Raw genomic sequence first — 26859 nt, 5'->3', positions numbered from 1 at the left:
GATTAACTCCTTTTCTCGCTCGCTACACGTCCGAGCGGACCTTTTCGAATACACACACTCCGTGCGCGGGCCCATGCCAGACAGCCAGGATGACCGGATTATCCTCTCCGGCGAATGGAGGAATGGCGCGCCACTCCCCTGTCGGTAATGCAATATCTGCAACGTCCTGCGACGCGTTGAGCGTAATCAGCCAGTTCTGCGAAAGCAGGATTTGCATCCGCGGAATACCGTGCTGCCACTCGTCCGCACTCAGCGGCTGCGCGTCCTTGTTAAGCCAGCGAACGCTGCCATCGCCCTCCTGCCACCAACGATCGTCGGTCAGCGCCGGGATTTTCTGACGCAGGTGAATGAGTGCAGCCGTGAATGTCGTCATGCCAGCGTTAGCCTTTTCCCAGTCGAGCCAGGTTAAGGCGTTGTCCTGACAGTACGCGTTGTTGTTACCGTGCTGGCTATGACCGTGTTCATCCCCGGCCAGTATCATCGGTGTCCCTTGTGATAAGAGCAGTGAGGCCATCAGGGCATGGACGCTGGCGCGTCGCCGCTCAATCACATCGAGACTGCCGTCTAACCCTTCTATACCATGGTTAAAGCTATGGTTATTGTTGGTCCCGTCGCGGTTTTCTTCACCGTTTGCCTCATTGTGTTTCTGATTGAAACAGACGCAGTCGCGCAGGGTGAAACCGTCATGCGCCGTCACCAGGTTGACCGAGGCGGACGGCAAACGCCCATTACGCTGGAACACGTCGCTGGAGGCGGCAAAGCGGTTGGCGAACTCGCCAAGCGACAGGCTTTGTTGTAACCAAAAGCGCCGGGTCGCATCCCGGAAATGATCGTTCCATTCGGCAAACAGCGGTGGGAAGTTGCCCACCTGATAACCGCCGTCACCGATATCCCACGGCTCAGCAATCAGCTTCACCGCGCTCAAATGGGGATCGTTTTTAATCGCCTCAAACAGCGGCGCATCCTGTCGAAACTCGGGCGTTCTGCCCATCACCGAAGCGAGATCGAAACGGAAACCGTCGACGTGACACTCATCGACCCAAAAACGCAGGCACTGGCGCACATATTCCACCGAACCCGGCGTGCTGAGATTCAGGGTATTTCCGCAGCCGGTCCAGTTGTGGTAATCGCCGTCGTCCCTTATCCAATAATAGCTACGGTTGTCGATTCCGCGCAGGGAGAAGGTCGGGCCGTCGAGATCGATCTCCGCGCTGTGGTTCAGCACAATATCGAGAATCACCTCAATGCCTGCAGCGTGCAGCGCTTTAACCGCGTCACGAAATTCGTTCAGTGCGTTCTTTGCCGACATCGCATAGCGCGGGTCAACGGCGAACATCGCCAACGGGTTGTAGCCCCAGTAATTAGACAGCCCCAGCCGTTGCAGACGCGGTTCGCTGGAGAAATGCGCCACCGGCAGCAGCTCCAGCGCGGTGATACCGAGCTTTTTGAAGTAGGCAATCATCAGCGGATGGGCGAGCGCGCCGTAGGTCCCGGCCAGCGCTTTTGGAATACCGGGATGTAAATACGTCAAACCTTTGACATGCGCTTCGTAGATAACGGTTTTGCCCCACGGTGTACGCGGCAAAGCGTCGTGGCCCCAGTCGTAGTGCAAATCCACCACCACCGATCGCGGCGCAACCGCGGCGCTGTCTCTGCTGTCCGGGCTGTCGTGTCCGCCGTGTAACAGCGGATCGTCCGTGGCTTCGCCGTCTACGCGATGCGCGCACGGATCCAGCAGCAGCTTCGCCGGGTTAAAACGGTGCCCCTGCAACGGCTCCCACGGCCCGTGAACGCGGAAACCGTAACGCAGCCCCGGATGCCCATCGGCCAGATAACCGTGCCACACGTCGCCATCACGGCCCGGTAAATCCTCACGCCGTTCGTTGCCGTCTTCGTCAAACACACAGAGTTCGACCCGCTGTGCATGGGCGGAGAAAAGCGTGAAATTCACGCCTTTGCCGTCAAAGAATGCGCCGAGCGGCGCCGGTTTCCCCGCCGTGAGTTTAGTCATTCTCCCTCCCGCACCAGCCAGATGGTCGACAGCGGCGGCAGCGTCAGTGACAGCGAGTGCTGACGGTGATGGCTGGTAATCTCATCGCTATGAACGCCGCCCGCATTCCCCGCATTACTGCCGTGATAGTGCATCGAATCGGTATTCATCACTTCGCGCCAGCGCCCAGGCTGGTTGATGCCAAACCGGTATTCGTGGCGCGGAACCGGGGTGAAGTTGCTGGCGACGATGATTTCGTTGCCCTGTCGGTCGCGGCGCACGAACACAAACACCGAGCGCTCGTGGTCGTCCACCACCAGCCATTCAAAACCGTAGCTGTCGTAATCCAGTTCATGCATCGCCTTGTGATGACGATAGGTCAGGTTCAGGTCACGCACCAGTCGCTGCACGCCGTGATGCCAGTTGTCTCCGCCGTTCAACAGATGCCAGTCGAGACTGGCGTCGTGATTCCATTCACGCCCCTGAGCAAACTCATTGCCCATAAACAGCAGTTTTTTGCCCGGGAAAGCGTACAACCAGCCGTAATAAGCGCGCAGATTAGCGAATTTCTGCCAGGCGTCGCCCGGCATGCGATCGAGAATCGATTTCTTACCGTGCACCACTTCGTCGTGCGACAACGGCAGCACAAAGTTTTCGGTCCCGTTGTACAGCATGCCGAAGGTCAGTTTGTCGTGATGATGCTTGCGATGCACCGGGTCGAGTTTCATGTAGTCGAGGGTGTCGTGCATCCAGCCGAGGTTCCACTTGTACCAGAAACCGAGGCCGCCCATATCCGGTGGACGTGAAACGCCCGCGAAGTCTGTAGACTCTTCCGCCATGCTCACCGCGCCCGGCACCTGCTCGCCAAGAATACGGTTGGTGCTGCGCAAGAATTCAATCGCCTCAAGGTTCTCGCGCCCGCCGTGTTCGTTCGGCACCCATTCACCCGCTTTTCGGCTGTAGTCGCGATAAATCATCGAGGCGACCGCGTCCACGCGCAGAGCATCAATACCGAAACGCTCAATCCAGTACAGCGCATTGCCGACTAAGAAATTCTGCACTTCCCGGCGACCATAGTTGTAAATCAGAGTGTTCCAGTCCTGATGGTAGCCTTCGCGCGGATCGCTGTGCTCGTACAGCTCGGTGCCGTCAAATTTCGCCAGCGCAAAATCATCGGAGGGGAAATGGCCCGGCACCCAGTCGAGAATGACGTTCAGCCCGGCGTTGTGCGCCGCATTGATGAAATAGCGGAAATCTTCCCGCGTGCCGAAGCGACGCGTGGGCGCATATAACCCGGTGGGCTGATAACCCCAGCTGCCGTCGAACGGATGCTCGTTAATCGGTAACAGTTCCAGATGGGTGAAGCCCATCCATTTGGCGTATGGCACCAGCTGGTCCGCCAGCTCGCGGTAGCTCAGCCAGAAATTGTTGTCGGTGTGACGACGCCAGGATCCGAGGTGCACTTCGTAAATGGCAATCGGTGCATCAAAATTATTCGCATTCCGGCGGGATTCCGGCTGCTCGATTTTTTCTGGCAGCCCACAAATCAGCGACGCCGTTTCCGGGCGCATTTGCGCTTCGAAGGCGTACGGGTCCGCTTTGATACGCAAGTGACCTTGCGCGTCGATCATCTCGAATTTGTACAGCTGACCGTTATGCGCCCCGGGAATGAACAGCTCCCAGATGCCCGATTCCGCCCGCAGGCGCATCGGATGACGGCGACCGTCCCAATAGTTGAACTGCCCAACCACCGACACGCGCCGTGCGTTCGGTGCCCAGACGGAGAAGCGCGTCCCGGTGATGCCGTCCATCGTCGCGGCGTGCGCCCCCAGCGTTTCGTAAGGCCGCAGATGCGTGCCTTCCGACAGCAGCCAGGCGTCCACCTCCTGCAATAGCGGGCCGAAACTGTACGGGTCATCAATCAGGTTTTGCTGCCCGTGCCAAAGCACAGCCAGCTGGTAGCGGAAGGTGTTTTTACGGCGCGGCATGACGCCGCAGAAGAAACCGCGTGAATCGAGGCAGTCGAGCTGCCCTATCTTGCGTCCGGTTTTCGGTTCGACGACCCACACCTCGGTGGCGTCAGGTAACAGGGCCCGGACTTCCAGTCCCGCATCGGTGCAATGCATGCCAAGCACGGAAAACGGATCCGCAAAATGGCCAGCAATAAGGGCATTAATCACGTCTTTCTCAATACGATCGGACATGCTATTCATCCTGTTATAGGTGCCGCTGTTTCCAGTACCTGTAGCGACTTTTTTTTGACCTGAACAACGCAGCCCGTAAGCGTCCTCTTCTGCGTCATCCCACCCTCAGGGAAAAACCTCTCCCTTAAAGCATAGCCAAGGCTTTATCTGACTCCTGGTAAATATTCAGGTATACGCATTTAGTTCTGATTTCTGATCTACGTATAAGATGGCAGGCACAAAAAAGGGGTGACTCAGCACCCCTTTTTTCATTTCGTTACGCTAATTGCCGCAACATGCGGCGTAGCGGCTCGGCGGCGCCCCAGAGGAGCTGATCGCCGACGGTGAAAGCGGAGAGATACTCCGGCCCCATATTCAGTTTACGCAACCGCCCGACCGGCGTGCTCAATGTGCCGGTGACCGCTGCAGGCGTCAGTTCGCGCATGGTGATGTCGCGATCGTTTGGCACCACTTTGGCCCACGGATTATGCGCCGCCAGCAGTTCTTCCACGGTCGGGATCGATACGTCTTTCTTCAGTTTGAGGGTGAAAGCCTGACTGTGGCAGCGCAGCGCGCCGATGCGCACGCACAGACCGTCAACCGGAATCACGTTCTGGGTCGCGAGGATTTTGTTGGTCTCAGCCTGCCCTTTCCACTCTTCGCGGCTCTGGCCGTTATCGAGCTGTTTGTCGATCCACGGGATCAGGCTCCCGGCCAGCGGTACGCCGAAGTTGTCGACAGGCAGGTCGCCGCTGCGGGAAAGTGCAGTGACTTTACGTTCGATATCCAGAATGGCCGACGCCGGGTTAGCCAGTTCATCCGCCACGTAGTTATGCAGGCCGCCCATCTGGCTCAGCAGTTCACGCATATGACGCGCGCCGCCGCCGGAGGCTGCCTGATAGGTGGCGACAGATGCCCACTCCACCAGGTCTTCTGCGAACAGGCCGCCGAGGGACATCAGCATCAGGCTGACGGTACAGTTTCCGCCAACAAAGGTTTTTACGCCATTATTGAGGCCGTCGGTAATGACAGCCTGGTTAACCGGATCCAGAATAATAATGGCGTCGTCGTTCATGCGCAGCGAAGAGGCCGCATCAATCCAGTAACCCTGCCAGCCGCTTTCACGCAGCTTTGGATAGATTTCGTTGGTATAATCGCCGCCCTGGCAGGTGACAATGATGTCGAGCGCCTTCAGTGCCTCCAGGTCGAAGGCATCCTGCAGCGTCCCGGCAGGCTGAGTGCCGAATGCAGGCGCAGCCTGACCGAACTGAGAGGTGGAGAAGAAGACCGGGCGGATGGCGTCAAAATCGCGCTCTTCTACCATGCGTTGCATGAGTACAGAGCCGACCATTCCGCGCCAGCCGATAAAACCAACATTTTTCATAGCGTGTGTTCCTGCAGAGGTGTGTGCTGTTGTGCTGACCCCGTTTCTATCAAAAGAAGGCAGGGTATCCCTCACATTACAAAATGCAGCCAAAGTCGCAAGTGAAAAAAATCAATAATGGGTCATGATTAAGTAACATAACTTATTTAACGCGTTAATTTTAAACGTGTATCTACCGTGTAAAACACGATTATCAGGGAACTGTGCAATGAGTGAAATTCTTTCCGCGGCGGTGTTGTTGATCCTGATTATGGATCCACTGGGGAACCTGCCGATTTTTATGTCGGTGCTGAAGCATACGGAGCCTAAGCGCCGTCGAGCGATCATGATACGTGAGCTATTAATCGCCCTGCTTATCATGCTCATTTTCCTCTTTGCGGGAGAGAAAATTCTCGCCTTCCTGAATCTGAGCGCAGAGACGGTTTCTATCTCTGGCGGCATCATTTTGTTCCTGATTGCCATAAAGATGATTTTTCCGAGCGCCGAGGGCGGCAGTAACGGCTTACCGGCGGGGGAAGAACCGTTTATCGTGCCGCTGGCTATTCCGTTGGTTGCCGGGCCGTCTTTGCTGGCGACGCTGATGCTGCTATCGCATCAGTATCCCAATAAGATGAGTCATTTAGTGATCGCGCTGCTGCTCGCCTGGGGCGGCACGGTGGCGATTCTGTTGCAATCGGGATTGTTTTTACGCCTGCTTGGCGAGAAAGGCGTGAATGCACTGGAACGCCTGATGGGGCTGATTCTGGTGATGCTGGCGACCCAGATGTTCCTCGACGGAATTCGGGTGTGGATGAAGGGGTGATATTTAAAGTTTAGAGGTATTGTTCCGTTCACCATCAGATCGATACCTTCTGCAACCCACGCAGAACGTGAACGGGATAAGGGGCGCTTTCGCGCGCCCCTTATCAATCCCCGCGACCCCGCAATAGAAATCGGTGCCAGAGGGAACTGAGGGTGTTGACCTTGTGTCCGGCCGAAAATCGCCGTGACGTTTGTGGCTGGCCGGGGCCGCCCGCAGGGAAGCGGGCGGAGGGCGCAACTTACAGGGATGTTACCTGCGCCCGACCCGAAAGCCAGACGCAATAAGTCACGGGCACCGCGAAGCGGCGATTTTCATTGCCGGGAGCCGGGATTGTAAAGGGGGCGGCGGCGAGCCCCCTTTACACGTTCACCGTCATCGGAGTAACAGAAAAGCAGAGGAGTCATAGTGAACGGAACCATTCCACCGAACAGAACGGAAGCATTCCACAATAAGTGAACGGAACGATTCCACTACGCTTGATAAGATTCATCGGCCTGGCCGAAAAAATCTAACTCAACAACGTAAACGCAATCATCCCGACAATCGCGCCCACGGTCCCCAGAATGGTTTCCATCAGCGTCCAGGTCTTCAGCGTCTGCGCTTCGGTCGCGCCGGTAAACTTACCGAACAGCCAAAACCCCGCGTCGTTTACGTGGCTCACAACGATTGAACCGCCTGCGATACAGATAGACAGAGCGGCCATCTGCGCACCGCTGTAATGCAGTTGCTCGATGACTGGCATCACCAGACCGACCGCCGTCAGACACGCAACGGTAGCGGAACCCTGAATGATGCGCACCGCGGCCGCCAGCACGAAGCAGGTAATGGCAATCGGCAGGCCCATGCCGATCAGTGCTTCACCGAGCGCCGGACCCACACCGGAATCCACCAGTACCTGTTTGAATACGCCACCTGCCCCGATCACCAGCAGAATAATACCCGCTGGTTGCAGCGCCGCACCGCAGATTTCCATCACCCGGTCTTTCGGCATCCCCTGACGCATCGCCAGGCCGTAAATCGCCACCAGACACGCGACGAGGATGGCGGTAAATGGATGGCCGATAAACTCGAACCACTCATACGCCGTAGAACCCTGCGGCACAAAGTGAGCGGCAATAGTTTTCAGGCCGACCAGCACCAGCGGCAGCAGGATCAGCGCGAGACTGAAACCAAAGCTTGGCATTTTTCCTTCGCCCAGATGCGGCTCGGAGATATCGTCCGGAATGTGCAGCTCAACATGACGGCTAATGAAATTACCCCACAGCGGCCCGGCGATAATCATCCCCGGAATGGCTGCGCACAGGCCAATCAAAATCATCCAGCCAAAATCTGCGTGCATTTGCGAAGCCAGCAGCATCGGCGCGGGCCCAGGCAGCAGGAACGCTGCAGCCGCAGCCACGCCCGCAAACAGAGGAATCACCAGTTTCACCAGGTTGGTCCCGGTGTGACGCGCCATAGAAAACGCGACGCTAATCAGCAGCACAATAGCCACTTCGAAGAACAGCGGCAGCGCACAGATAAGCCCTGCGAGGCCTATCGCATAATGCGCCCGACTGTGTCCGAAGGACTTCAGCATTTTGACGGCAATCTGATCGACCGCGCCGGTCTCATGCAGAATTTTTCCGAACATTGCCCCCAGCGCGACCACGATCGCGAGGAAGCCGAGCGTACCGCCCATCCCTTTTTGCATCGTGTCAGCGATTTTATCGAGCGGCATCCCCGAAAAAAGCCCTGCACCAATAGACACCACCATCAAAGCAACGAAGGCGTGCATACGCGCCTTCATCACTAAAAACAGCAGCAGCAATACGGAGCCAACTGCTGTTAAAACAAGCGTTAATGTAGTCACTACTTACTGCCTTTGTTGATTAACTCTATGGTACTGGCGACAACGCCTTCCAGTGGCTGATCGATATCGACCACCAGCACGTCGGCTTCGTCCGCGCCCGGCTCTTGCAGCGTTTCAAACTGCGTGACCAGCATTTGGGTCTTGAAGAAGTGGCCTTTACGCGCTTTCAGGCGGCTTTCGATAACGTCGAAATCGCCCTTCATGTAGATAAAGGAGAGATTCGGATTGCCTTCGCGTAGCAGGTCGCGGTAGGTTTTTTTCAGAGCTGAACAGACGATCAGCGACACTTTATTGGTGCGCTGCATCGCGAAAGCGGCATCGTTCAGGGCCTGCAGCCACGGTTTGCGGTCGTCGTCGTTCAGCGCTTCGCCAGAGGACATTTTGACGATATTGCTGCGCGGATGGAGGAAGTCACCATCAAGAAACGCGGCGTGCAGCTGATAGGCCACTTCGCTGGCGACGGCAGATTTACCGCTACCAGAGACGCCCATCAAAACGTAGACATGGTGATCATGGTTAGTCGTGCTCAAAGCGTTGCTCCCACAGGTCGGTTTGTTACGGGTAACTGTTATCGGTAACATTGTCCTGCCCAGCTTGTGGATAAGCAATAACCATCCGGACGATAAACTGCGTTGTGTGATCTACTTCAAACTTGTCAGTTTAAATTGATCCGCCTGGTGACAATGTGAAACCTAAATCTAACATCTTAGGCGTAACAATTTCACCACGAATGCGCGCCAGCAGGCGCTCAGCGCCGATGCGCCCCATTCGCTCACGCGGGGTCAGTACGCTCGCCAGACGCGGCTCCATCACCTGGCCGATATCGTGGCCGTGGAAACCGGCAATCGCCATATCGTCGGGGATTTTTAAGCCCAGGCGCTGACATTCAAACGCCGCACCAACCGCAAGGTCATCATTAGTACAGAAAATACCGTCGAGCTGCGGATATTCACGACGCGCCTGGCGCATCAGCTCAATCCCGGAGGAATACGATGATGACTGTTCAACCATCACGCTGTAGGGCGTGAGGCCCGCTTCGTTCATCGCTTGCTCGTAGCCCTGCTGTTTGATGATGGTGCGTTCGTCAAGCCGTGCGCCAAGATAGGCGATGTGGCGATGGCCGCGCGAAATAATGGTGGCGGTCATCTGGCGGGCGGCTTCGAAGTTATCGAAACCGACGGCGATATCAATGCACGGCGACTGGCTGTCCATCAGTTCAACCACTGGAATGCCGGACACTTCAATCATTTTGCGGGTGCGTGCAGTGTGGGTGCGCTCAGAAAGGATCAAACCATCGATATTCCAGGAGAGCATCGATTCCAGACGCTCCTCTTCCATTTCCGGTTTGTAGCCATAGTGGGCAAGCATGGCCTGATAGCCCCAGGCATCGGTCACGCTTTCAATGCCTTTCAGCACTTCCGCGAAAACCTGGTTGGTCAGTGAAGGAAGAAGGACACCAATCGCGCGGCTGGTCGAGTTGGATAAAATATCCGGGGCGCGGTTGGGGATATAACCCAGTTCATCAAGAGCGATAGCTATTTTACCGCGCAGCGCCTCGGAAACCTGTTCCGGGTTACGCAGAAAACGACTGACCGTCATTTTGGTCACGCCGACGCGATCGGCAACATCCTGAAGTACGGGTCTTTTCTTTTTCATCGTCCGGAGGCTGATAAAGGGGGAAACATTTCCTCAGTTTATCATGGACGCAGCAGAACCTTCCCCCATTGGGGAAAGGTTCTGAAATTTATTTAATCAGGATCATACCGGCGGCAGATCAAACAGCAGAATTTCAGCATCGCTGTCGGCATGGACGGAAATCGCCTGTTCATCCCAAATCGCCAGACCATCGGCGGTAGTGGCTTGGGTGCCGTTGATAGAGACATTGCCTTTCACCACCTGGATCCACACCCGACGGTCAGCCGAAATCTGATGCACCGACTGCTCATCTTTCAACAGCGCCCAGCGATAGAGTTCCATGTCCTGGTTCACTTTCAGGGAACCGTCACGCGCATCTGGCGACAGCACCAGCTGTTTGCCCTGCTCGGCGTCAAAACGACGCTGCTCATAGCGCGGCGTAATGCCGGTTTCCTGCGGGATAATCCAGATTTGATACAGGTGCAATTTTTCCGTTTTACTCGGGTTGTACTCCGAGTGACGCACGCCGGTCCCGGCGCTCATGATCTGGAATTCACCGGCGGGCACCTGCTCTTTATTGCCCATGCTGTCTTCGTGCTCCACGGCCCCTTCCAGCACGTAGGTCAGGATTTCCATGTCTTTGTGCGGGTGAGTGCCGAAGCCCTGACCGGCATCAATCACGTCGTCGTTAATGACGCGAAGCGCAGAGAAGCCCATGAAATTCGCATCGTAATAATTGGCGAACGAGAAGGTATGCCAGGAGTCCAGCCAGCCGTGATTTGCATGGCCACGTTCGTTTGCTTTGCGTAAGAAAATCATGATGTCTAACTCCGTGTTCATTTCGATGGAGTTAGTGTGGACCGGAACCGTTAAGGATGATAGTGGGTGAAAATTGACTCCTCTGTTCAAAATTTATGAACAACTTCAGAGGAGCCAAATCCGCTTATTTCGCGAGGGTTATCGTGGCGGGAGAAGCCTGCCCGAAGGCCCGCTCGAGGATTTCCAGATTGGTCAGAGCTTCAGATTCCTTGACGTAATTCGGTGCGCCATTTTTCAGCGTCTGATACAGCGCATCGTACACACGGCCGTAGTCACCGATTTCCGGCTTCACTTCTTCCCGCACGATCACGCCTTCAGCATTCATATACTCAAGCTGACCGACGCTGTCGTCCGCGGCAAAACCTGGTTCGCCCGGCATAATATTGGCTTTCAGGCTGGTTTCCTGCTGGTCGATACCGTATTTCAGGTACGAACCTTTGGTGCCGTGAACGATAAATTTCGGGTAATCGATTTTCACCAGATGGCTGGTTTTGACGATCGCTTTCAGGTCGCCGTAGAACAGCTGGGCTTCAAAGGTATCGTCTGGATTCGCTTTGTTACGCAGGCTGCGAATATCGTAGGCCACATGATCCGGGCGGCCAAACAGAGAGATTATCTGGTCCATGGTGTGTACACCCAGACCGTAGAACGCACCATCCTGCGGCAGGCCCGGTTTGGTTTCCGCCACCGGACGGTACATGTCGAAATGGCTCTCAATTTCAACCAGCTCGCCGAGTTTGCCGCTCTCAATCACCTTTTTCGCAGTCAGGAAGCAGGAGTCAAAGCGACGGTTCTGATACGGCGTGACCGTCAGCCCTTTCTCTTTTGCCAATGCAAACAGCACTTTCGCTTCAGCTAATGTAGGGGTGAACGGTTTTTCCACCAACACGTTTTTCCCGGCTTCCAGCGCCTGTTTCGCATAATCAAAATGGCTGTCGGCGTGCGTACAGACCACCACCAGCTTGACCTGCGGATCGTTCAGCACGTCGTTCAGGTCGCTGGTGAAATGAATGTGCTGATATTGCGGATGCTGCTCTTCCGGCTTCGGGCTGCGACGATAAATATGCGCCACATGCCAGCTGTCTTTGCGCTTGAGAACGTAAGGGAGGTGATAACGGGTAGTACTTTTTCCAAAACCAATAAATGCACAATGTAGGGTCATGGCTCAGTCCTTTTTGACTTTGAATTCCACTTACCATACTTGAAGTCAGGGAAAGCAGACATCTCCATTTTCTCCATTTTGCCCAAATTAGTTGGCGTTGTAGCAAGGCGGCAAGAGAGCTTATCCCCAGGAGCTTACTGGAGTAAGTGACTGGGGTAAGTGAGCGCAGCCAACGCCGCTACGGCGTCAAATAAGACGGGCAAAAAAAAGCCAGCGCGAGGCTGGCTATAAACTGGAAGCAATGTGAGCAATGTCGTGCTTTCAGGTTCTCCGTAGGGGTCTCCCTGAACGCATGGCAATAATAATCATTATCATTCGCACTTGTCTACCCCTTTTTGATAAAAATCAGCGGTTGACGAAATTTTGTGACTCGGAGATGTTAAAGGGGACAACTAACCGAAGGAGAAGAGGAATGAACACGAGTGAGATAATCGTCCGCCACGTTGAAGCCACCGACGCGGCAGCTTTACATCAAATGCACACGCATGCGGATGTATATCACTCGACGCTACAAATTCCTCATCCTTCGATGGAGATGTGGCACGAACGCGTGATGCGTAAACCCAACAGACGCCAGCTCGTAGCCTGCATCGACGAACGGGTAGTCGGCCATCTGGTGCTGGACGTGATGGAAAATCCACGACGCAGCCATGTTGCCACCTTTGGCATCAGTGTCGCGTCGGAATTTCAGAACCGGGGCGTCGGCAGTGCGCTGCTGCGTGAGATGGTGAATCTGTGTGATAACTGGCTGCGCGTGGAGCGGATTGAATTGACGGTGTTCGTCGATAATCCGTCAGGTATCGGCCTGTACCGCAAATTCAGGTTCGAAGTGGAAGGCACTGGTAAAAACTTTGCCCTGCGCAACGGCGAATACGTGGATGCGTATTTTATGGCGCGGATGAAGTGATCCATTGGAACGAAGATCGCCGGGCGTCAAACACCCGGCAAGTCGCCGGAATTAATCCCAATCCCCATAGGGATACGTTTTCCCCTTAATAAAATTCTGAATGGACTCGATGTCATCATAACCGTCCGGGTGTCTGGTTTTCCCCTTACAGAGAGTCAGATCTGCGCCAGAACGGGTTTGCAGGTTGATCGGCTTGATCAGGGGGGTGGGGTAATTAGCAGTATCAGGCAAACCAATCCTGACTTTTCCTTCCGGAGCCAGGCCAAAAACCATATAGTCATACCAGTCGGAGTGTCTCCCCCCATCGCTTTGATCGACCGGGGTTTTCATCTGCTGCCAGGTCTCAGGGGAAAACACCACGCTGGTTTCATAGGTTTTTTTATCAATCAACGAATCCCAGCAAAACACCATATACTGCGGTGGCTTTTTGACTTTATTGAAATGAACTAATCCACCTCCCCTCATATTTGCCCACTTACCAATCGAATCAGGATCTTCGCCCGTACCATCAAGGGTGTTGAAAGTGTAAAGATAACCATCGGTATCAATGACCCGGGCAAAGGATACCTGTGCTGGCAGACCCGCAGGTGTTTGAAAGTAGAAAGACCATTCGCCATAGGGTAACGTCCAGTCGCCGCTGGCCGCCTGTTTTGACTGTAAGGGGTACGTTTTGGGGCCGCTACAACCGGCAGCGGCGAACAGTAACGTAACGATTAGAGTTTTTCGTAATTTCATCTTTTTTTACCGTCCATGTTATAGATTGTTCGAAGCCACCCTTCATCCGGTCGATTAACAAACCCAATCAGCTCAGAAGCAGATGTCCCGCCCTGCAGCTCTCCCGATTCGTTGAGGGTGACGGCATTCCAGTGTGCCGAACAGTGGATATAGTCTTTGGCGATCGCATCGATTTCCTCAGGACTAAACCCATTTACTGACTCTCTTAAACGGGCCGCTTTTCCCATTTTCTTAGCACGCTCACCGAACAGCGCAAGATCGGCAGGAAGATCAAGCTCTTTAAACTTTGTGATTGCATCAAACCTCGCCCCCGCGTCTTTCGCCGCGTCGAGCATCACCCGCAGTACCACCTTCGACCAGTCGCTTTTGACCACCCGCTGGCGCAGCGTCAGTGCGGCAAAACTGCGTTTTTGCATTTGCCCATAGCGATCGGTTGGCGCATTGTTGTCAGCCCAAATGTCTGGCGTAATAGGGTTGGTGCGAATGATTGGCATAATCGATGGGGAGTGCTCCATCACCCGCAGTTGCGCCATCATCTGATGGTAAGTCCGTGACTGCTCACCCGGCTGGTTCAAGGGCAAGGTTTCCACCTGCGGGCGGGTGATAAACAGGTCTTCATGCACCTGCGGTAAATAGCCGCCGCCGATATCGGAGTGCGCACCCGGCAGCGCCAGCTCCGGCCAGGCCGGGGCGACACTGTTGAGGGCAAAGTTATAGCGACACTCATTCTGTGCGGTGATTTGAAACACCTTCTGCGCCACGCCTGGACGCAGGCGGAGATTAACCTCCCCGGTGTCGGCGCTATGGGGATTCAACCCATTGGTTGGCGTACCAATCGCCGCGACGGTATCAAACAGGCCGATAAAGCGGGTCTGCCCTACGGCAGGTCCGCTATAGGAAACATCTTTCATCCCAGCGGCGATGGCATTGATGATGGCGCGATCCTCAGACTGGATCCGATTGGCAAAGTGCCGGGCCGCCGCCGCCCCACGGCTAAAGCCAAAAATATCAAACTGCAATGTGTCGACGATAAGTTTGCCGTCGAGGAACGAAAGCGCTTTTGTTATTGATGCCGCCAACTGCGCCACCGCATCATCCGTTTTGGCAACAACTCCCGTATCGGCAGTGCCAAACACCAGCCCAGTAAAATCATCAGGCTCGCCAGCCCGCGTACCAATCCCCTCCACATAAATTTTACCTTGAAGGTCACAGCTCTCAGATGGGAATTCATGCCGATACAACTCATTCAACCAGTGAATATTCGAGTAATCGCCCAGATAGCTCGTCGCCCCGGTTCCGCTGACGCCCATTTGTTCAGATGCATTCCTCGTAAGAATGCTTTGTGCATCCGGGTTGTTGAGATCAAAATGCTGTGCGGTAAAGGCGGCCTGCATATTTCGGGTATTCACCGCATTATTGCCGGTACCATCAAAGAAAACGCCGATCGCCAACGTGATATGGCGAACGGGTGGTTCCGGCGGCGCCACAATTTTCAGCGCCACCGGGAACAGAGCGTTGTAGTTATCCGGCGTCACCAGATAACTGAACTCGGTTCCGCTTATAATATGTTGGCAAAGAATATAGTCATAGCTCAGCGAAATATATTCATAATCCATATCATTTACGACAATTCGGGTATGGATACCCTGGAGCCTGGCCCCCCGTAATTCAATACGATAATATTTTTACCGATGGCCGGTTCTATTGATTCGGTAAATACCAAATACCATTTTCAGGCTTTCATTATTGTTAATGGCGTTCATCAGCAGCGGGGTGCATTTATCCAACGTTTTACAGAAGCGAATGCCCTGGTGATTGACGCCCATCCCGGTGTTGACCATCGCCCCTGACAAACTAAACACAAATATCTGATCTTCATGTCCGTGCTGATAACGGTTTCCTATTGAGGCCGCCGTGCCACAGCCTGCAGATATTTTTCCTTGAAACTCTCCTTCAAGGGTTAAATAAATAATATCACTCATCCTGGCATCCCTGGCTTGTTACGGTTTTAAATGACCACTATCAATACAGGGATAATAGGCGTGTTTTATCCCCCCCGATATAAATAATGAGCGCGATTATTGATTTTATTTTTAATGGTTCAACCTGTAATAGTAATCAAGAAAATGACAGTCACAAAATTAATTAAAATAACAAATGTGGCCCGACCGTTATTTATCGGGCCACAACGTGAATCAGTACCCCGCCGTTAAATCATCCACTGAACGCGGATCTGATGCGCCATACAGCTTACCATCCGGACCAACCATGATGCTCTGGGTGCTGCCCATCGCTTCTTTCACCGCCACCTTCTGACCTTTATCCGCCAGCAGCTTCAGTGTATCCGGGCTAAAGCCCTTCTCCACCCATAGCTCATCCGGCAGCCACTGGTGATGGAAACGCGGCGCGTTAGTCGCTTCGGCGACGTTCATCCCAAAGTCGATAGAATTCACCACCATTTGCAGCACAGTGGTGATAATGCGGCTACCACCCGGGCTGCCGGTTACCAGCCAGGTTTTACCGTCTTTCACGACGATAGTCGGTGACATCGAGGACAGCGGACGCTTATGCGGCCCGACGGCGTTCGCATCCCCGCCGACAAGGCCGTACACGTTCGGCACGCCCGGTTTGGCTGAGAAGTCGTCCATCTGGTTGTTCATCAGGATGCCGCTATTGCCCGCCACGATGCCGGTGCCAAAGGTCGTGTTGAGCGTATAGGTCACCGCCACCGCATTCCCGTCTTTATCCACCACCGAGAAATGGGTGGTCTGGTTACTTTCATATGGCGCCAGTTTTCCGGGGCGGATCTGGCTCGACGGTTTGGCTTTATTGATATCAATTTCATCGGCGATGGATTTTGCATAGGCTTTGCTGGTCAGCGCCTGCCACGGCACTTTGACGAAATCCGGATCGCCGAGGTATTCCGAACGATCGGCGTAAGCATGTTTCTCGGCTTCCGCCATGATTTGCATCGCATCGGCGCTACCGAAGCCGTATTTATGCATATCGAAGTTTTCCAGAATATTCAGGATTTCAACGATATGGATCCCCCCGGAAGACGGCGGCGGCATGGAGAACACCTGATAACCGCGATAGTCGCCGCTGATTGGCTCGCGCTCCACCGCTTTGTAATTCGCCAGGTCCTCTTTGGTTATCAGCCCGCCGTTCTTTTTCATCTCCCCGGTAATCTGATCGGCTATCGCCCCTTTGTAGAACGCCTCCGGGCCGTTTTCGGCAATCATCTCCAGGCTTTTCGCCAGATTGGCCTGCACCAGCTTGTCACCTTTTTTCAACGGCTCGCCGTTTTTCCAGAAGATGGCTTTGCTGTTTTCATGATTGGGAATGACTTCGCTGCCGTAGGTTTTCAGGTCATCGGCCAGCGCATCGTTGACGATAACACCCTCTTTCGCGAGTTTAATCGCCGGGCGTACCACTTTATTGAGTGGCATCGTGCCGTACTCTTTCAGCGCCAGCGAAAAACCGGCCACCGTACCCGGCGTGCCGGATGCCAGATGGGAGGTCAGCGATTTTTTGCTGTCGGGGTTACCCTGATCGTCGAGGAACATATCGCGAGTGGCCTGCGCGGGGGCCATTTCACGGAAGTCGATCGATGTGGTTTTGCCGTCTTTAGTGCGCAGCAACATAAAGCCACCGCCACCGAGGTTCCCTGCCTGCGGATGCGTGACCGCCAGCGCATAACCCACGGCGACGGCGGCATCCACCGCATTCCCGCCTTGTTTCAGTATCTCCACGCCGACTTTCGTCGCCGTTTCATCCACCGACGCGACCATGCCCTTTTGGGCCGTCACCGGGTGGAAAACATCCTCTTCCACACCGTAAGACACCGGCGGTGCAGCGGGCGACGGCTCCGTCGCCGCCACGCTGAACGTCCCTCCTGCCAGCAGAGCAGCAATCGCCGCCCCGCGCCAAAAACGCGTTTCTGTCATTGTTATTCTCCAGGTGATGGGGTGTTGTGTTCCCGCTTAAGCCTGGTTCAGAATTCCTAAAAAATCATCGAAATGGACAATTGGAGGTAAACTTAAGGGAAGCCCCTTTCGGGGAGGAGGACACAATGAACAGGTTATTCTTTCTTGCGGCACTCATGCCGTTTGCCGTTTTAGCACAGCCAATCAATACTACCAACAACCCCAACCAGCCGGGGTATGTGATCCCCAGCCAGCAGCGAATGCAGACTGAAATGAATACGCAGCAGCAACAGCAGAAAGGGATGTTGAATCAGCAGCTACAGAACCAAAACCAGGTTCAGCAGCAGCATTTGCAAACGCAGATGAACAGCAATCAGCAGCGGGTGCTGAACGGCCAGCCGGGGGAGCAGGTGCTGCCGAATACCAACGGCGGAATGCTAAGCGGCAGCAATAGCGACAGAACGCTGAACAGTTCACAGCAACACATGCTGCCGCAGACTCAGAACGGCGACCTGCTGAGTACGCCGTCTAACCCGCAGCCACTTTCTCGTTAAATCGATGGGCCTTAACGGAAGTCCGGCCCGATAGCGTCAATCGCATCGGTACAGATGCAGTCCACTCCCCAGCGTAGCAGCTCTGCCGCCCGCTGGGGTTTGTTCACCGTGTACACCAGAATATGCAGCCCCGCCGCTTTCAACATGTTCACCCGCGCCTCATCCAGCAACTTGTGATAAACGTGAATCGACACGCAGCCCAGCCGCGTGGTCAACGCCTGCCAGTCGTCGCGCCAGTCATCGAGTAACAGCCCGCGAGGCAGTTCAGGTGCCGCGTGTTGTGCGGCTTCCAGCGCGTCGATATCAAACGATGAGAGCAGCGGCGGCGTCATGCCTGCCCACAGCTCACGCGCCGCCAGGGCGACCATTTTACCGGTCAGCGGCCCAGTGCCGGTGGTGGGTTTGATTTCGATATTGGCCATCATGCCGTGCTCACGGCAGCGCTCCGCCACCTGCGAAAGCAGCGGCAGCGGCTCGCCTTTAAACTCACTGCTAAACCAGCTTCCGGCATCAACGTGCAGCAGTTTGTTCCACTCAAGTTCACCCGCCACGCCCCAGCCGTTGCTGGTGCGCTCGAGATTGTCGTCATGCAGCAGGAAAATCTGCCCATCTTTTGACAGCTTAGCGTCAAACTCGATCATCGTGTGGCCGTAGCGCGCGCCCACGTCAATCGCCGCAAGGGTGTTTTCCGGAGCCCGTTTACCGCCGCCACGGTGGGCGACGATGCGGGGATAAGGCCAGTTGTTCATACTCGTTGTCCTGTTTCACCATCAAACAGGTGCAGATGATTTTCCGGCAGATGCAGCCACAGCGTGGTGCCTGCCGTCGGGCGCTGCTGATGCGGTAAACGCACCACCATTTTTTGCTCACCCCAGCGACCATGCGCGAGGTTATCTGCACCCAAAATTTCCAGCGTATCCATCACCAACGGTACGCCACCTTCGGCCTGCGAGCTTAGCGCAATATGTTCCGGACGGATACCCAGCGTCATGCTGCGTCCGGCGTAGCCGCGATAGAGCCAGTTCAAGGGCAGCGCCATGCCGCTGTCGAGTTCGAAATGCGTGCCCGATGGACTCACGCGCCCGTCGAGCAGGTTCATCGCCGGGCTGCCGATAAAGCTCGCCACGAAGCGGCTGGCAGGCTTTTCATACACTTCAACCGGGGTGCCAATTTGCTCGGCAATGCCTTTGTTCATCACCAGCACACGCTGGGCAAGGGTCATCGCTTCAACCTGATCGTGCGTTACGTACAGCGACGTCGTATTCAGGCGGCGGTGCAATTGTTGCAGCTCAAGGCGCATCTGCACGCGGAGTTTGGCATCGAGATTAGACAGCGGTTCATCGAACAGGAACACCGCCGGATCGCGCACGATAGCGCGCCCCATCGCCACCCGCTGGCGCTGCCCACCGGACAGCTCGCGCGGACGGCGTTTGAGTAACGCATCCAGTTCCAGAATGCGCGCCGCCTCTTTCACCCGCTCAGCAATATGGCTTTGGCCCATGCCGCGAATTTTCAGGCCCCAGGCCATGTTTTCTTCCACACTCATGTGCGGATACAGGGCGTAGTTCTGGAACACCATCGCGATACCGCGCTCCTTTGGCTCCAGCTCGGTCACGCGCTGGCGGTCAATCCAGATATCGCCGCTGGACACGCGCTCCAGCCCGGCCACCATGCGCAGCAGCGTCGATTTGCCACAGCCTGACGGGCCAACCATCACAATAAACTCGCCGTCGGACACGTCCAGCGTCAACGGCTGGATCACCTGGGTTTTGCCGTTATCCCAGCTCTTGGTTACAGCCTGTAGTTTCAGTCCTGCCATCTTTTTTATTTCTCACTGTCGACCAGGCCGCGGACAAACGCACGCTGCATGGCTAATACGATAATAACGGGCGGGATCAACGTCAGCAGCATCGCCGCCATCACCTGATTCCACGCCGTGGTGCCTTCCCCGGTGGCGATCATCCCTTTGATAGCCGCCACCGCCGTGCCAAGATTCGCGTCGGTGATAATCAACAACGGCCACAGATACTGGTTCCAGCCGTAGATAAAGGTGATAACAAACAGCGCCGCGAGGTTGGTTTTCGACAGTGGCAGCACGATGTCGCGGAAAAAGCGCATCGGCGACGCGCCGTCGATCCGCGCCGCTTCCATCAATTCATCCGGCAGGGTCATAAAGAACTGGCGGAACAGGAAAGTGGCGGTGGCCGAGGCCATCAGCGGCAGCGTCAGCCCGGTGTAGCTATCGAGCAATTTGAGGTTGGCTATCACTTCCACCGTCGGGAAAATTCGCACTTCAACCGGCAGCATCAGGGTGATAAAAATCATCCAGAAGAACAGGTTACGCAGCGGAAAGCGAAACCAGACGATGGCAAAGGCGGAAAGCATCGACACCGCAATTTTGCCTACCGTGATGGTAAACGCCATGATGAAACTGTTGAGCAACATCAGCCAGAATGGCGCGCTGTTGGCCCCGATGCCACGCGACCAAATGAGCGTCATGTTCTCGAGCAGATGCGAGCCGGGGATAAGCGTCATCGGTGTGGCGAAAACGGCTTTGTCATCCAGCGTGGCCGCGACAAACGCGACATACAGCGGGAACAGGATCACTGCAATCCCCAGAATCAACATGATGTGGCTGAACCAGGTCAGCCCGCGACGATGTTCAATCATTGATAGCGCACCTTACTTTCTACGTAGCGGAACTGAGCCACCGTCAGCACAATCACCAGCCCCATCAGCACTACCGACTGCGCCGCCGACGCGGACAGGTCCAGTCCGGCAAACCCTTCACGGTAAATTTTGTAGATGAGCGTGGTGGTGGCCTGCACCGGGCCGCCCGCTGTCGCCGCGTCAATCACCGGGAAGGTATCGAAGAAGGCGTACACCAGATTGACCACCAGCAGAAAGAAACTCACCGGGGCAATCAGCGGCAGCGCAATCGCAAAGAAGCGGCGCACCGGGCCTGCGCCATCAATGGCGGCGGCTTCCACCAGCGAGCGAGGAATGGATTGCAATGCGGCAAAGAAGAACAGGAAGTTGTAACTGATTTGCTTCCACACCGAGGCGAACACCACCAGGAACATCGCCTGACCGCTGTTTTGCGCGTGGTTCCAGTTATAGCCCACCATATCCAGCCAGTGGGTGATCAGCCCGCGACCGGGGTTGAAAAGGAAAATCCACAGCACCGCGGCGATGGCGGGTGCGACGGCGTACGGCAGCAGCATCAGGGTTTGATAGATACGGCTACCGCGTACCACATAATCAACCAGCGCGGCGAAAAACAGCGACACCAGCAGACCGCTGATAGTGACCATGCCGCTGAATTTCAGGGTGGTCCAGAAGGAATTAAGGTAGTAGCTGTCGTGGAACAGGGCGATAAAATTATCGAAGCCGACAAATTCACTGGAAAGCCCGAACGGATCGACGTTCTGCAGCGAATACCACAACGCTTCGCCCGCAGGCCAGATAAAGAAAATGACGGTAATGGCGAGCTGCGGCGCGACCAGAACATAGGGCAGCCAGCGCGAGCGAAATACCGGACGGGATGAGGACATAGATAGACTCTTTTCCAGAAAATGCCGGGTGGCGGCATTGCCTTACCCGGCCTACACGAGGCAGTGCGTAAGCCCGGTAAGCACTGCGCCACCGGGCATTTCATGCATTACGATTTCGTTGATTTCTCAAAGCGACGCAGCAGCTGATTCCCACGCTCGACGGCGGCATCAAGCGCCTGCTGCGGGGTTTTCTTGCCGGTCCATACCGATTCCAGCTCTTCATCCACAATAGTGCGGATCTGCGGCATATTGCCCAGACGCAGACCTTTGGTGAATGGCAACGGCGGCTTGTTCAGCATCTGACGCGTGGCGATATCCGCCCCTGGGTTCTTGTCGTAGAAGCCCTGCTGACGGGTCAGGTCATACGCCGCTTTGGTGACAGGCAGATAGCCGGTTTTCTGGTGCCATTCGGCAGCGATTTCCGGTTTGGTCAGGAAGTCGAGGAACTCCGCCACGCCTTTGTAGGTCTCTTTATCTTTACCCTGCATCACCCACAGGCTGGCCCCGCCAATGATGGCGTTTTGCGGCGCGCCCTTCGCATCAGCATCGTACGGCATCATGCCTACGCCGTAGTTGAATTTGGCGTACTGGCGAATGTCCGCCAGCGAGCCGGAAGACGCGGTGGTAATGGCGCAATCGCCGTTGTAGAACTTCTCGGTGGACTCATCTTTGCGCCCGAAGTAGCTGAAATCGCCCTTCTTATTCAGCGCTTCCAGCATCGCAATGTGCTTCACCTGCACCGGTTTGTTGAATTCCAGCACCGCATCAGTGCCGTCAAACCCGTTGTTTTGAGTGGCAATTGGCAGACCATTCCAGGCGCTGAAGTTTTCCAGTTGGATCCAACCCTGCCAGCCGCTGGCGTAGCCGCACTTCATCCCAGCCGCTTTCAGTTTCGCGGTATAGTCGGCGAGATCCTGCCAGGTTTTCGGCGGCTGCTCAGGATCTAATCCCGCTTTTTTGAACGCGTCTTTGTTGTAGTACAGCACCGGCGTTGAGCTGTTAAACGGCTGGCTTAGCAGGTGGCCGGTTTTGGAATCGGTGTAGTAGCCCGATACCGTCGGCACGAACTGCGACTCGTCGAACGCAATGCCCGCATCGCTAAACACTTCGTACACGGGTTTGATGGCTTTCGACGCCATCATGGTCGCGGTGCCGACTTCATAAACCTGCAAAATAGCCGGCGCGTTACCGGTGCGGAACGCCGCAATCCCGGCCGCCAGACTCTGTTCGTAGTTGCCTTTATAAACCGGCACAATTTTGTAATCAGGATGGGTGTCGTTAAAACGCTGGGCGAGGGAATCAACTTCTTTGCCCAGTTCCCCTTCCATGGAATGCCAGAACGGAACGGTGGTGACAGCCATGGCCTGGGAAGCAAACGCCAGTCCCAGCGTCAGCGCTAAAGCGGTGTGTCGTAACGATGTCATTCGGTTATCTCTCTTGTTGTGCCGGATGCGCGAAATCACGCGTTTTTGTTCGCAACACAACATGACATGCGCGTATGACAGAAATAGAGACGAAAGATGACGAAGCGGTGACAGCCAGGCTTCAGGGAGATGATGGAATGGTGACGATGGAGGGGTATGTGCGATTCAGGATCCTGTAGGCCCGGCAAGCGACAGCCTCGCCGGGCACAAAGGATTAACCGCCGAGATAAGCGCTCCGCACCGCTTCGTTGGCCAGCAGCGCGTCGCCGGTATCTTCCAGCACCACGTGACCGTTTTCCAGCACGTAGCCGCGGTCAGCAAGTTTCAGCGCCTGGTTGGCGTTCTGCTCCACGAGGAAGATGGTCATTCCCTCTTTGCGCAGTTGCTCAATGGTGTCGAAAATCTGCTGGATGATGATCGGCGCCAGACCCAGCGACGGCTCGTCGAGCAGCAGCAGACGCGGCTGGCTCATCAATGCGCGGCCTATCGCCAGCATCTGTTGCTCCCCGCCGGACATGGTGCCCGCCCGTTGAATACGACGTTCCCACAAACGCGGGAACAGTTCGTACACCCATTTGATACGCGTCTGATACTCGCTACGTTCGGCGAAAAAGCCGCCCATCGCCAGGTTCTCATCCACGGTCATGCGGGAAAATACGCGACGCCCTTCCGGCACAATCGCGACCGCTTCACGCATGATTTTTGCGGTCTGCCAGTCGGTAATATCTTTGCCATCAAAGGTCACGCGCCCGCTGGAGGCGCGTGGATCACCGCACAGCGTGCCGAGCAGCGTGGTTTTACCCGCGCCGTTCGCGCCAATCAGCGTCACAATTTCACCCTGATTGATGTGCAGGCTGACCTCGTGCAGAGCCTGAATTTTGCCGTAATGGGCGCTGACTTTGTCAAAGGACAACATGACTTTTTCCATCTTATGCCTCACCCAGATAGGCGCGAATAACGTCAGGATTATTGCGGATCTCTTCCGGCGTGCCGTTGGCTAACGGCGTTCCCTGATTCACGACGTAAATACGATCGGAAATACCCATCACCAGCTTCATGTCGTGCTCAATCAGCAGAATGGAGGTGTTGTGATGGCTGCGCAGTTCGGCAATCAGCTCATCCAGCTCTTTGGTTTCTTTCGGGTTCAGCCCTGCTGCCGGTTCATCAAGCATCAGGATTTCCGGCTGTGTCACCATGCAGCGCGCGATTTCCAGACGACGCTGATCGCCGTAGGCAAGGTTGCTCGCCTGACGGTTCGCGTGCGGCAGCAGGCCGATACGATCGAGCCACGTCGCGGCGCGGTCCAGCGCTTCGCTCTGCGCTTTGCGAAACGATGGCGTTTTCAGCAGGCCGGAAAACACGCCGGTTTTCAGCTGCTGATGTTGCGCCACCAGCAGGTTTTCAATCACCGTCATTTCGCGGAACAGACGCACGTGCTGGAAAGTACGCACCACGCCCATCTGCGCAATTTTCTGGCCTGGCAGGCCTTCAAGATGCTTGTCGCCCAGCATGATGCTGCCACCCGTTGGCTTATAGAAACCGGTCAGGCAGTTGAAAACTGTAGTTTTCCCGGCACCGTTCGGGCCAATCAGCGAGACGATTTCCTGCGGGTGCAGTTCAAGATTGACGTTATTGACCGCCAGCAGGCCGCCAAAACGCATCATCAGGCCGTTAACGGATAATAATGGCTGACTCATGCCTGCTCTCCTTTGGTCTGTCCGCTTTTCAGTTTCAGCTGTGGACGGGTCATCGGCAGCAAGCCTTGTGGACGCCAGATCATCATCAGAACCATCAAACCACCCAGCATTAACATGCTGTATTCGTTGAAATCACGCATCAGTTCGCGCGATACCACCAGCAGCACCGCGGCGAGGATCACTGCAAACTGCGAGCCCATTCCGCCCAGCACCACAATCGCCAGCACGAACGCCGATTCGGCGAAGGTGAAGGATTCCGGGCTGACGAAGCCCTGCCGGGCGGCGAACAGCGTTCCGGCGAAACCGGCAAACGCGGCGCTGATGGTAAAGGCCGTCAGCTTGATGCGCGTCGGGTTCAGCCCCAGTGAACGGCACGCGATTTCATCTTCACGCAAGGCTTCCCACGCGCGGCCCAACGGCATCCGCAGCAGGCGGTTGATTACAAACAGCGTAAAGACCACCAGCAGCAGCGCCACCAGGTAGAGGAAAATCACACGGTCGTTCGGGTCGTACTTCAGGTGGAAGAAGTTGCTGAAGGTATCCCAACCGCCTTCGCGCGCGGTACGGCTGAACTCGAGGCCAAACAGCGTCGGTTTCGGGATCTGGCTGATACCGTTCGGGCCGCCAGTGATTTCGGTGTTATTGAGCAGCAAAATACGCACGATTTCGCCGAAGCCGAGGGTCACAATCGCCAGATAGTCGCCGCGCAGACGCAGCACCGGGAAGCCGAGCAGGAAACCGGCGGCTGCGGAAACCAGGCCTGCCAGCGGCAGACAGGTCCAGAAGCCGAGACCGTAATAGTGATTCAGCAGCGCAAAGGTGTACGCGCCGATGGCGTAGAAACCGCCGTAGCCCAGCACCAGCAGGCCAGACAGGCCCACGACCACGTTCAGACCGAGACCAAGAATAATGTAGATCATGGTCAGGGTGGCGATATCGATGGTACCGCGAGACACCATGAACGGCCACGCCACGGCGATAACCAGCAGCGCAATCAGGAACAGCTTCTGCTTAACGGTCGAACCGTCAATCGCCGGCAGCACCAGCTTCGGGCCGGACACGCTTTTCAGGCCTTTCTGCACCATCGGGCGCAGGAGCTGGAAGAAAAACACTACCGCGGTGCCGATATAAATCCACTGCCAACGAATGTCGGCGGCGGAATTAACCACCAGTTTGGTGCCACTCAACGAAAGCTGAACGCCCATGAAAACGCCCGCCAGCACGAAGAACATGGCGGCTGAAAGCAGCGCCATCGCAAAATGCATCGGTTTCATACTTTCTCTACCTCCGGACGACCCAGGATCCCGGTTGGCATCACCAGCAGCACCACAATCAGCAGCGCGAACGACACCACGTCTTTGTACTCGGTACTCAGGTAAGCGGAGGACAGCGCTTCGGCCACGCCCAGAATCAGGCCGCCGATCATCGCGCCTGGAATACTGCCGATCCCGCCGAGAACCGCAGCAGTAAAGGCTTTCATCCCGGCCATAAAGCCGATGTACGGGTTAATGACGCCATAGAACTGACCGAGCAGCACGCCCGCCACCGCCGCCATCGCCGCGCCGATAACAAACGTCAGGGCAATAACGCGGTCGGTGTTGATGCCGAGCAGGCTCGCCATTTTCAGGTCTTCTGCGCAGGCGCGACAGGCGCGGCCCATGCGGGAATAGCGGATGAACACCGTCAGAGCCAGCATCGCCACAAAAGTCACAATCCAGATAACGAGCTGCATGGTGGTGATACTGGCGGCGAAGTTTTCGCTGCTGCCGATAATCCACTGGCCGTTAAACAGGCTTGGCAGCGCGATATCGCGCGATCCTTCCGTCAGGCTGACGTAGTTTTGCAGGAAGATGGACATCCCGATGGCGGAGATCAGGGCAATCAGGCGCTTAGAGCTGCGAACCGGACGATAGGCCACGCGTTCGATGCTCCAGCCGTAGGCGCTGGCGATGATAATCGCCCCGACGAATCCGGCACCCACCAGCAGCCAGCCGGTGTCGATACCCATCATCATCAGCGCGGCGATGATCATGAACGACACATAGCTGCCAATCATGTACACCTCGCCGTGGGCGAAGTTGATCATCCCGATGATGCCGTACACCATGGTGTAACCGATGGCGATCAATGCATAGGTGCTTCCCAGCGTGACGCCGTTAAACATCTGCTGCAGGAAATAGAGGAACTGCTCTGACATAAGATAACCTTTTTATCACCGCCCGGCAGGTGATCGGGCGG

At 55.7% G+C, this 26859-nt stretch carries 24 protein-coding genes; 3 read left to right on the top strand and 21 right to left on the bottom strand.

Going from position 1 to position 26859, the window contains the following annotated elements:
- Nucleotides 1-22: 22 nt before the first annotated feature.
- From glgX to asd, 3 genes are all read right to left on the bottom strand, one after another.
- The gene (glgX, locus tag MUU51_RS11345; RefSeq protein ID WP_258967786.1) at nucleotides 23-2011 is read right to left on the bottom strand and encodes a glycogen debranching protein GlgX; all 1989 of its coding nucleotides are present in this window, start codon (nucleotides 2009-2011) and stop codon (nucleotides 23-25) included.
- Entirely contained in the window at nucleotides 2008-4194 is a 2187-nt protein-coding gene (gene glgB / locus MUU51_RS11340; protein WP_258967785.1) for a 1,4-alpha-glucan branching enzyme, read from the bottom strand. The genes glgX and glgB overlap by 4 nt, the downstream gene beginning before the upstream one ends.
- A gap of 256 nt (nucleotides 4195-4450) precedes the next feature.
- Entirely contained in the window at nucleotides 4451-5557 is a 1107-nt protein-coding gene (asd, locus tag MUU51_RS11335) for an aspartate-semialdehyde dehydrogenase (RefSeq protein ID WP_258967784.1), read from the bottom strand.
- Nucleotides 5558-5765: 208 nt separating this feature from the next.
- Here asd and MUU51_RS11330 point away from each other — a divergent pair, with 208 nt between their 5' ends.
- Nucleotides 5766-6359, top strand: a complete 594-nt coding sequence (locus tag MUU51_RS11330) for a YhgN family NAAT transporter (RefSeq protein WP_159769561.1) — start codon at nucleotides 5766-5768, stop codon at nucleotides 6357-6359.
- A 508-nt stretch (nucleotides 6360-6867) separates the two neighbouring features.
- Here the strand turns inward: MUU51_RS11330 and gntU are convergent.
- The 5 genes from gntU to MUU51_RS11305 form a co-directional block, all read right to left on the bottom strand.
- Nucleotides 6868-8208, bottom strand: coding sequence for a gluconate transporter (gene gntU / locus MUU51_RS11325; RefSeq protein WP_258967783.1), 1341 nt, complete (start codon nucleotides 8206-8208; stop codon nucleotides 6868-6870).
- Nucleotides 8208-8738 (bottom strand): gluconokinase, encoded by a 531-nt coding sequence (gene gntK, locus MUU51_RS11320; RefSeq protein ID WP_110511836.1) that lies wholly within the window; start codon nucleotides 8736-8738, stop codon nucleotides 8208-8210. The genes gntU and gntK overlap by 1 nt, the downstream gene beginning before the upstream one ends.
- Before the next feature lie 130 nt (nucleotides 8739-8868).
- Nucleotides 8869-9864 carry a gluconate operon transcriptional repressor GntR gene (gntR, locus tag MUU51_RS11315; protein ID WP_159769558.1) on the bottom strand — a complete coding sequence of 332 codons (996 nt, stop codon included), beginning with the start codon at nucleotides 9862-9864 and terminating at the stop codon, nucleotides 8869-8871.
- A gap of 102 nt (nucleotides 9865-9966) precedes the next feature.
- A complete protein-coding gene (locus MUU51_RS11310) occupies nucleotides 9967-10662 on the bottom strand; it encodes a pirin family protein (protein ID WP_159769555.1) in 696 nt (231 codons plus the stop codon).
- Nucleotides 10663-10786: 124 nt separating this feature from the next.
- The gene (locus MUU51_RS11305; RefSeq protein ID WP_258967782.1) at nucleotides 10787-11824 is read right to left on the bottom strand and encodes an oxidoreductase; all 1038 of its coding nucleotides are present in this window, start codon (nucleotides 11822-11824) and stop codon (nucleotides 10787-10789) included.
- Nucleotides 11825-12236: 412 nt separating this feature from the next.
- Between MUU51_RS11305 and yhhY the strand changes: the two genes are divergently transcribed.
- Entirely contained in the window at nucleotides 12237-12731 is a 495-nt protein-coding gene (gene yhhY, locus MUU51_RS11300; RefSeq protein WP_258967781.1) for an N-acetyltransferase, read from the top strand.
- Nucleotides 12732-12782: 51 nt separating this feature from the next.
- On the opposite strand, the gene MUU51_RS11295 is transcribed toward yhhY, so the two are convergent.
- From MUU51_RS11295 to ggt, 4 genes are all read right to left on the bottom strand, one after another.
- Nucleotides 12783-13466 (bottom strand): DUF2931 family protein, encoded by a 684-nt coding sequence (locus MUU51_RS11295; protein ID WP_258967780.1) that lies wholly within the window; start codon nucleotides 13464-13466, stop codon nucleotides 12783-12785.
- Nucleotides 13463-15082: a T6SS phospholipase effector Tle1-like catalytic domain-containing protein gene (locus MUU51_RS11290; protein ID WP_258967779.1), complete on the bottom strand. Its 1620-nt coding sequence runs from the start codon at nucleotides 15080-15082 to the stop codon at nucleotides 13463-13465. The genes MUU51_RS11295 and MUU51_RS11290 overlap by 4 nt, the downstream gene beginning before the upstream one ends.
- Nucleotides 15083-15151: 69 nt before the next feature.
- Nucleotides 15152-15448: a type VI secretion system tube protein TssD gene (gene tssD / locus MUU51_RS11285; RefSeq protein WP_258967778.1), complete on the bottom strand. Its 297-nt coding sequence runs from the start codon at nucleotides 15446-15448 to the stop codon at nucleotides 15152-15154.
- 213 nt (nucleotides 15449-15661) lie between these two features.
- Entirely contained in the window at nucleotides 15662-17413 is a 1752-nt protein-coding gene (ggt, locus tag MUU51_RS11280) for a gamma-glutamyltransferase (protein ID WP_159769540.1), read from the bottom strand.
- 125 nt (nucleotides 17414-17538) lie between these two features.
- Between ggt and MUU51_RS11275 the strand changes: the two genes are divergently transcribed.
- On the top strand, nucleotides 17539-17946 hold the full coding sequence (locus tag MUU51_RS11275; protein WP_159769537.1) for a DUF2756 family protein: 408 nt from the start codon (nucleotides 17539-17541) through the stop codon (nucleotides 17944-17946).
- Between the two features lie 11 nt (nucleotides 17947-17957).
- On the opposite strand, the gene ugpQ is transcribed toward MUU51_RS11275, so the two are convergent.
- From ugpQ to livH, 9 genes are all read right to left on the bottom strand, one after another.
- Entirely contained in the window at nucleotides 17958-18695 is a 738-nt protein-coding gene (gene ugpQ / locus MUU51_RS11270) for a glycerophosphodiester phosphodiesterase (RefSeq protein WP_258967777.1), read from the bottom strand.
- Nucleotides 18692-19765, bottom strand: coding sequence for a sn-glycerol-3-phosphate import ATP-binding protein UgpC (locus tag MUU51_RS11265; RefSeq protein ID WP_258967776.1), 1074 nt, complete (start codon nucleotides 19763-19765; stop codon nucleotides 18692-18694). The genes ugpQ and MUU51_RS11265 overlap by 4 nt, the downstream gene beginning before the upstream one ends.
- A 5-nt stretch (nucleotides 19766-19770) precedes the next feature.
- A complete protein-coding gene (gene ugpE, locus MUU51_RS11260) occupies nucleotides 19771-20616 on the bottom strand; it encodes a sn-glycerol-3-phosphate ABC transporter permease UgpE (protein ID WP_258967775.1) in 846 nt (281 codons plus the stop codon).
- Complete coding sequence (gene ugpA, locus MUU51_RS11255) at nucleotides 20613-21500, bottom strand: sn-glycerol-3-phosphate ABC transporter permease UgpA (RefSeq protein ID WP_159769525.1); 888 nt, start codon at nucleotides 21498-21500, stop codon at nucleotides 20613-20615. Before ugpA ends, ugpE begins: the two co-directional genes overlap by 4 nt.
- 107 nt (nucleotides 21501-21607) lie before the next feature.
- Entirely contained in the window at nucleotides 21608-22924 is a 1317-nt protein-coding gene (gene ugpB, locus MUU51_RS11250) for a sn-glycerol-3-phosphate ABC transporter substrate-binding protein UgpB (RefSeq protein WP_159769522.1), read from the bottom strand.
- A gap of 214 nt (nucleotides 22925-23138) precedes the next feature.
- Complete coding sequence (livF, locus tag MUU51_RS11245; protein ID WP_159769519.1) at nucleotides 23139-23852, bottom strand: high-affinity branched-chain amino acid ABC transporter ATP-binding protein LivF; 714 nt, start codon at nucleotides 23850-23852, stop codon at nucleotides 23139-23141.
- Nucleotide 23853: 1 nt separating this feature from the next.
- The gene (livG, locus tag MUU51_RS11240) at nucleotides 23854-24621 is read right to left on the bottom strand and encodes a high-affinity branched-chain amino acid ABC transporter ATP-binding protein LivG (protein WP_159769516.1); all 768 of its coding nucleotides are present in this window, start codon (nucleotides 24619-24621) and stop codon (nucleotides 23854-23856) included.
- Nucleotides 24618-25895, bottom strand: coding sequence for a high-affinity branched-chain amino acid ABC transporter permease LivM (locus tag MUU51_RS11235; RefSeq protein ID WP_258967774.1), 1278 nt, complete (start codon nucleotides 25893-25895; stop codon nucleotides 24618-24620). Before MUU51_RS11235 ends, livG begins: the two co-directional genes overlap by 4 nt.
- Nucleotides 25892-26818, bottom strand: a complete 927-nt coding sequence (gene livH, locus MUU51_RS11230) for a high-affinity branched-chain amino acid ABC transporter permease LivH (protein WP_125354955.1) — start codon at nucleotides 26816-26818, stop codon at nucleotides 25892-25894. The genes MUU51_RS11235 and livH overlap by 4 nt, the downstream gene beginning before the upstream one ends.
- Nucleotides 26819-26859 lie beyond the last annotated feature (41 nt).

Origin of the sequence: Scandinavium manionii (assembly GCF_024764775.1) — a bacterium.
Lineage (GTDB): Bacteria > Pseudomonadota > Gammaproteobacteria > Enterobacterales > Enterobacteriaceae > Scandinavium > Scandinavium manionii.
This window is presented reverse-complemented; position numbering and strand designations above follow the sequence as displayed.

Bases quoted from the DNA above. Each gene is read 5' to 3' on its own strand.
- glgX (WP_258967786.1), bottom strand. From the start codon at position 2,011: ATGACTAAACTCACGGCGGGGAAACCGGCGCCGCTCGGCGCATTCTTT.
- glgB (WP_258967785.1), bottom strand. From the start codon at position 4,194: ATGTCCGATCGTATTGAGAAAGACGTGATTAATGCCCTTATTGCTGGC.
- asd (WP_258967784.1), bottom strand. From the start codon at position 5,557: ATGAAAAATGTTGGTTTTATCGGCTGGCGCGGAATGGTCGGCTCTGTA.
- MUU51_RS11330 (WP_159769561.1), top strand. From the start codon at position 5,766: ATGAGTGAAATTCTTTCCGCGGCGGTGTTGTTGATCCTGATTATGGAT.
- gntR (WP_159769558.1), bottom strand. From the start codon at position 9,864: ATGAAAAAGAAAAGACCCGTACTTCAGGATGTTGCCGATCGCGTCGGC.
- MUU51_RS11310 (WP_159769555.1), bottom strand. From the start codon at position 10,662: ATGATTTTCTTACGCAAAGCAAACGAACGTGGCCATGCAAATCACGGC.
- MUU51_RS11305 (WP_258967782.1), bottom strand. From the start codon at position 11,824: ATGACCCTACATTGTGCATTTATTGGTTTTGGAAAAAGTACTACCCGT.
- yhhY (WP_258967781.1), top strand. From the start codon at position 12,237: ATGAACACGAGTGAGATAATCGTCCGCCACGTTGAAGCCACCGACGCG.
- MUU51_RS11295 (WP_258967780.1), bottom strand. From the start codon at position 13,466: ATGAAATTACGAAAAACTCTAATCGTTACGTTACTGTTCGCCGCTGCC.
- MUU51_RS11290 (WP_258967779.1), bottom strand. From the start codon at position 15,082: ATGGATTATGAATATATTTCGCTGAGCTATGACTATATTCTTTGCCAA.
- tssD (WP_258967778.1), bottom strand. From the start codon at position 15,448: ATGAGTGATATTATTTATTTAACCCTTGAAGGAGAGTTTCAAGGAAAA.
- ggt (WP_159769540.1), bottom strand. From the start codon at position 17,413: ATGACAGAAACGCGTTTTTGGCGCGGGGCGGCGATTGCTGCTCTGCTG.
- MUU51_RS11275 (WP_159769537.1), top strand. From the start codon at position 17,539: ATGAACAGGTTATTCTTTCTTGCGGCACTCATGCCGTTTGCCGTTTTA.
- ugpQ (WP_258967777.1), bottom strand. From the start codon at position 18,695: ATGAACAACTGGCCTTATCCCCGCATCGTCGCCCACCGTGGCGGCGGT.
- MUU51_RS11265 (WP_258967776.1), bottom strand. From the start codon at position 19,765: ATGGCAGGACTGAAACTACAGGCTGTAACCAAGAGCTGGGATAACGGC.
- ugpE (WP_258967775.1), bottom strand. From the start codon at position 20,616: ATGATTGAACATCGTCGCGGGCTGACCTGGTTCAGCCACATCATGTTG.
- ugpA (WP_159769525.1), bottom strand. From the start codon at position 21,500: ATGTCCTCATCCCGTCCGGTATTTCGCTCGCGCTGGCTGCCCTATGTT.
- ugpB (WP_159769522.1), bottom strand. From the start codon at position 22,924: ATGACATCGTTACGACACACCGCTTTAGCGCTGACGCTGGGACTGGCG.
- livF (WP_159769519.1), bottom strand. From the start codon at position 23,852: ATGGAAAAAGTCATGTTGTCCTTTGACAAAGTCAGCGCCCATTACGGC.
- livG (WP_159769516.1), bottom strand. From the start codon at position 24,621: ATGAGTCAGCCATTATTATCCGTTAACGGCCTGATGATGCGTTTTGGC.
- MUU51_RS11235 (WP_258967774.1), bottom strand. From the start codon at position 25,895: ATGAAACCGATGCATTTTGCGATGGCGCTGCTTTCAGCCGCCATGTTC.
- livH (WP_125354955.1), bottom strand. From the start codon at position 26,818: ATGTCAGAGCAGTTCCTCTATTTCCTGCAGCAGATGTTTAACGGCGTC.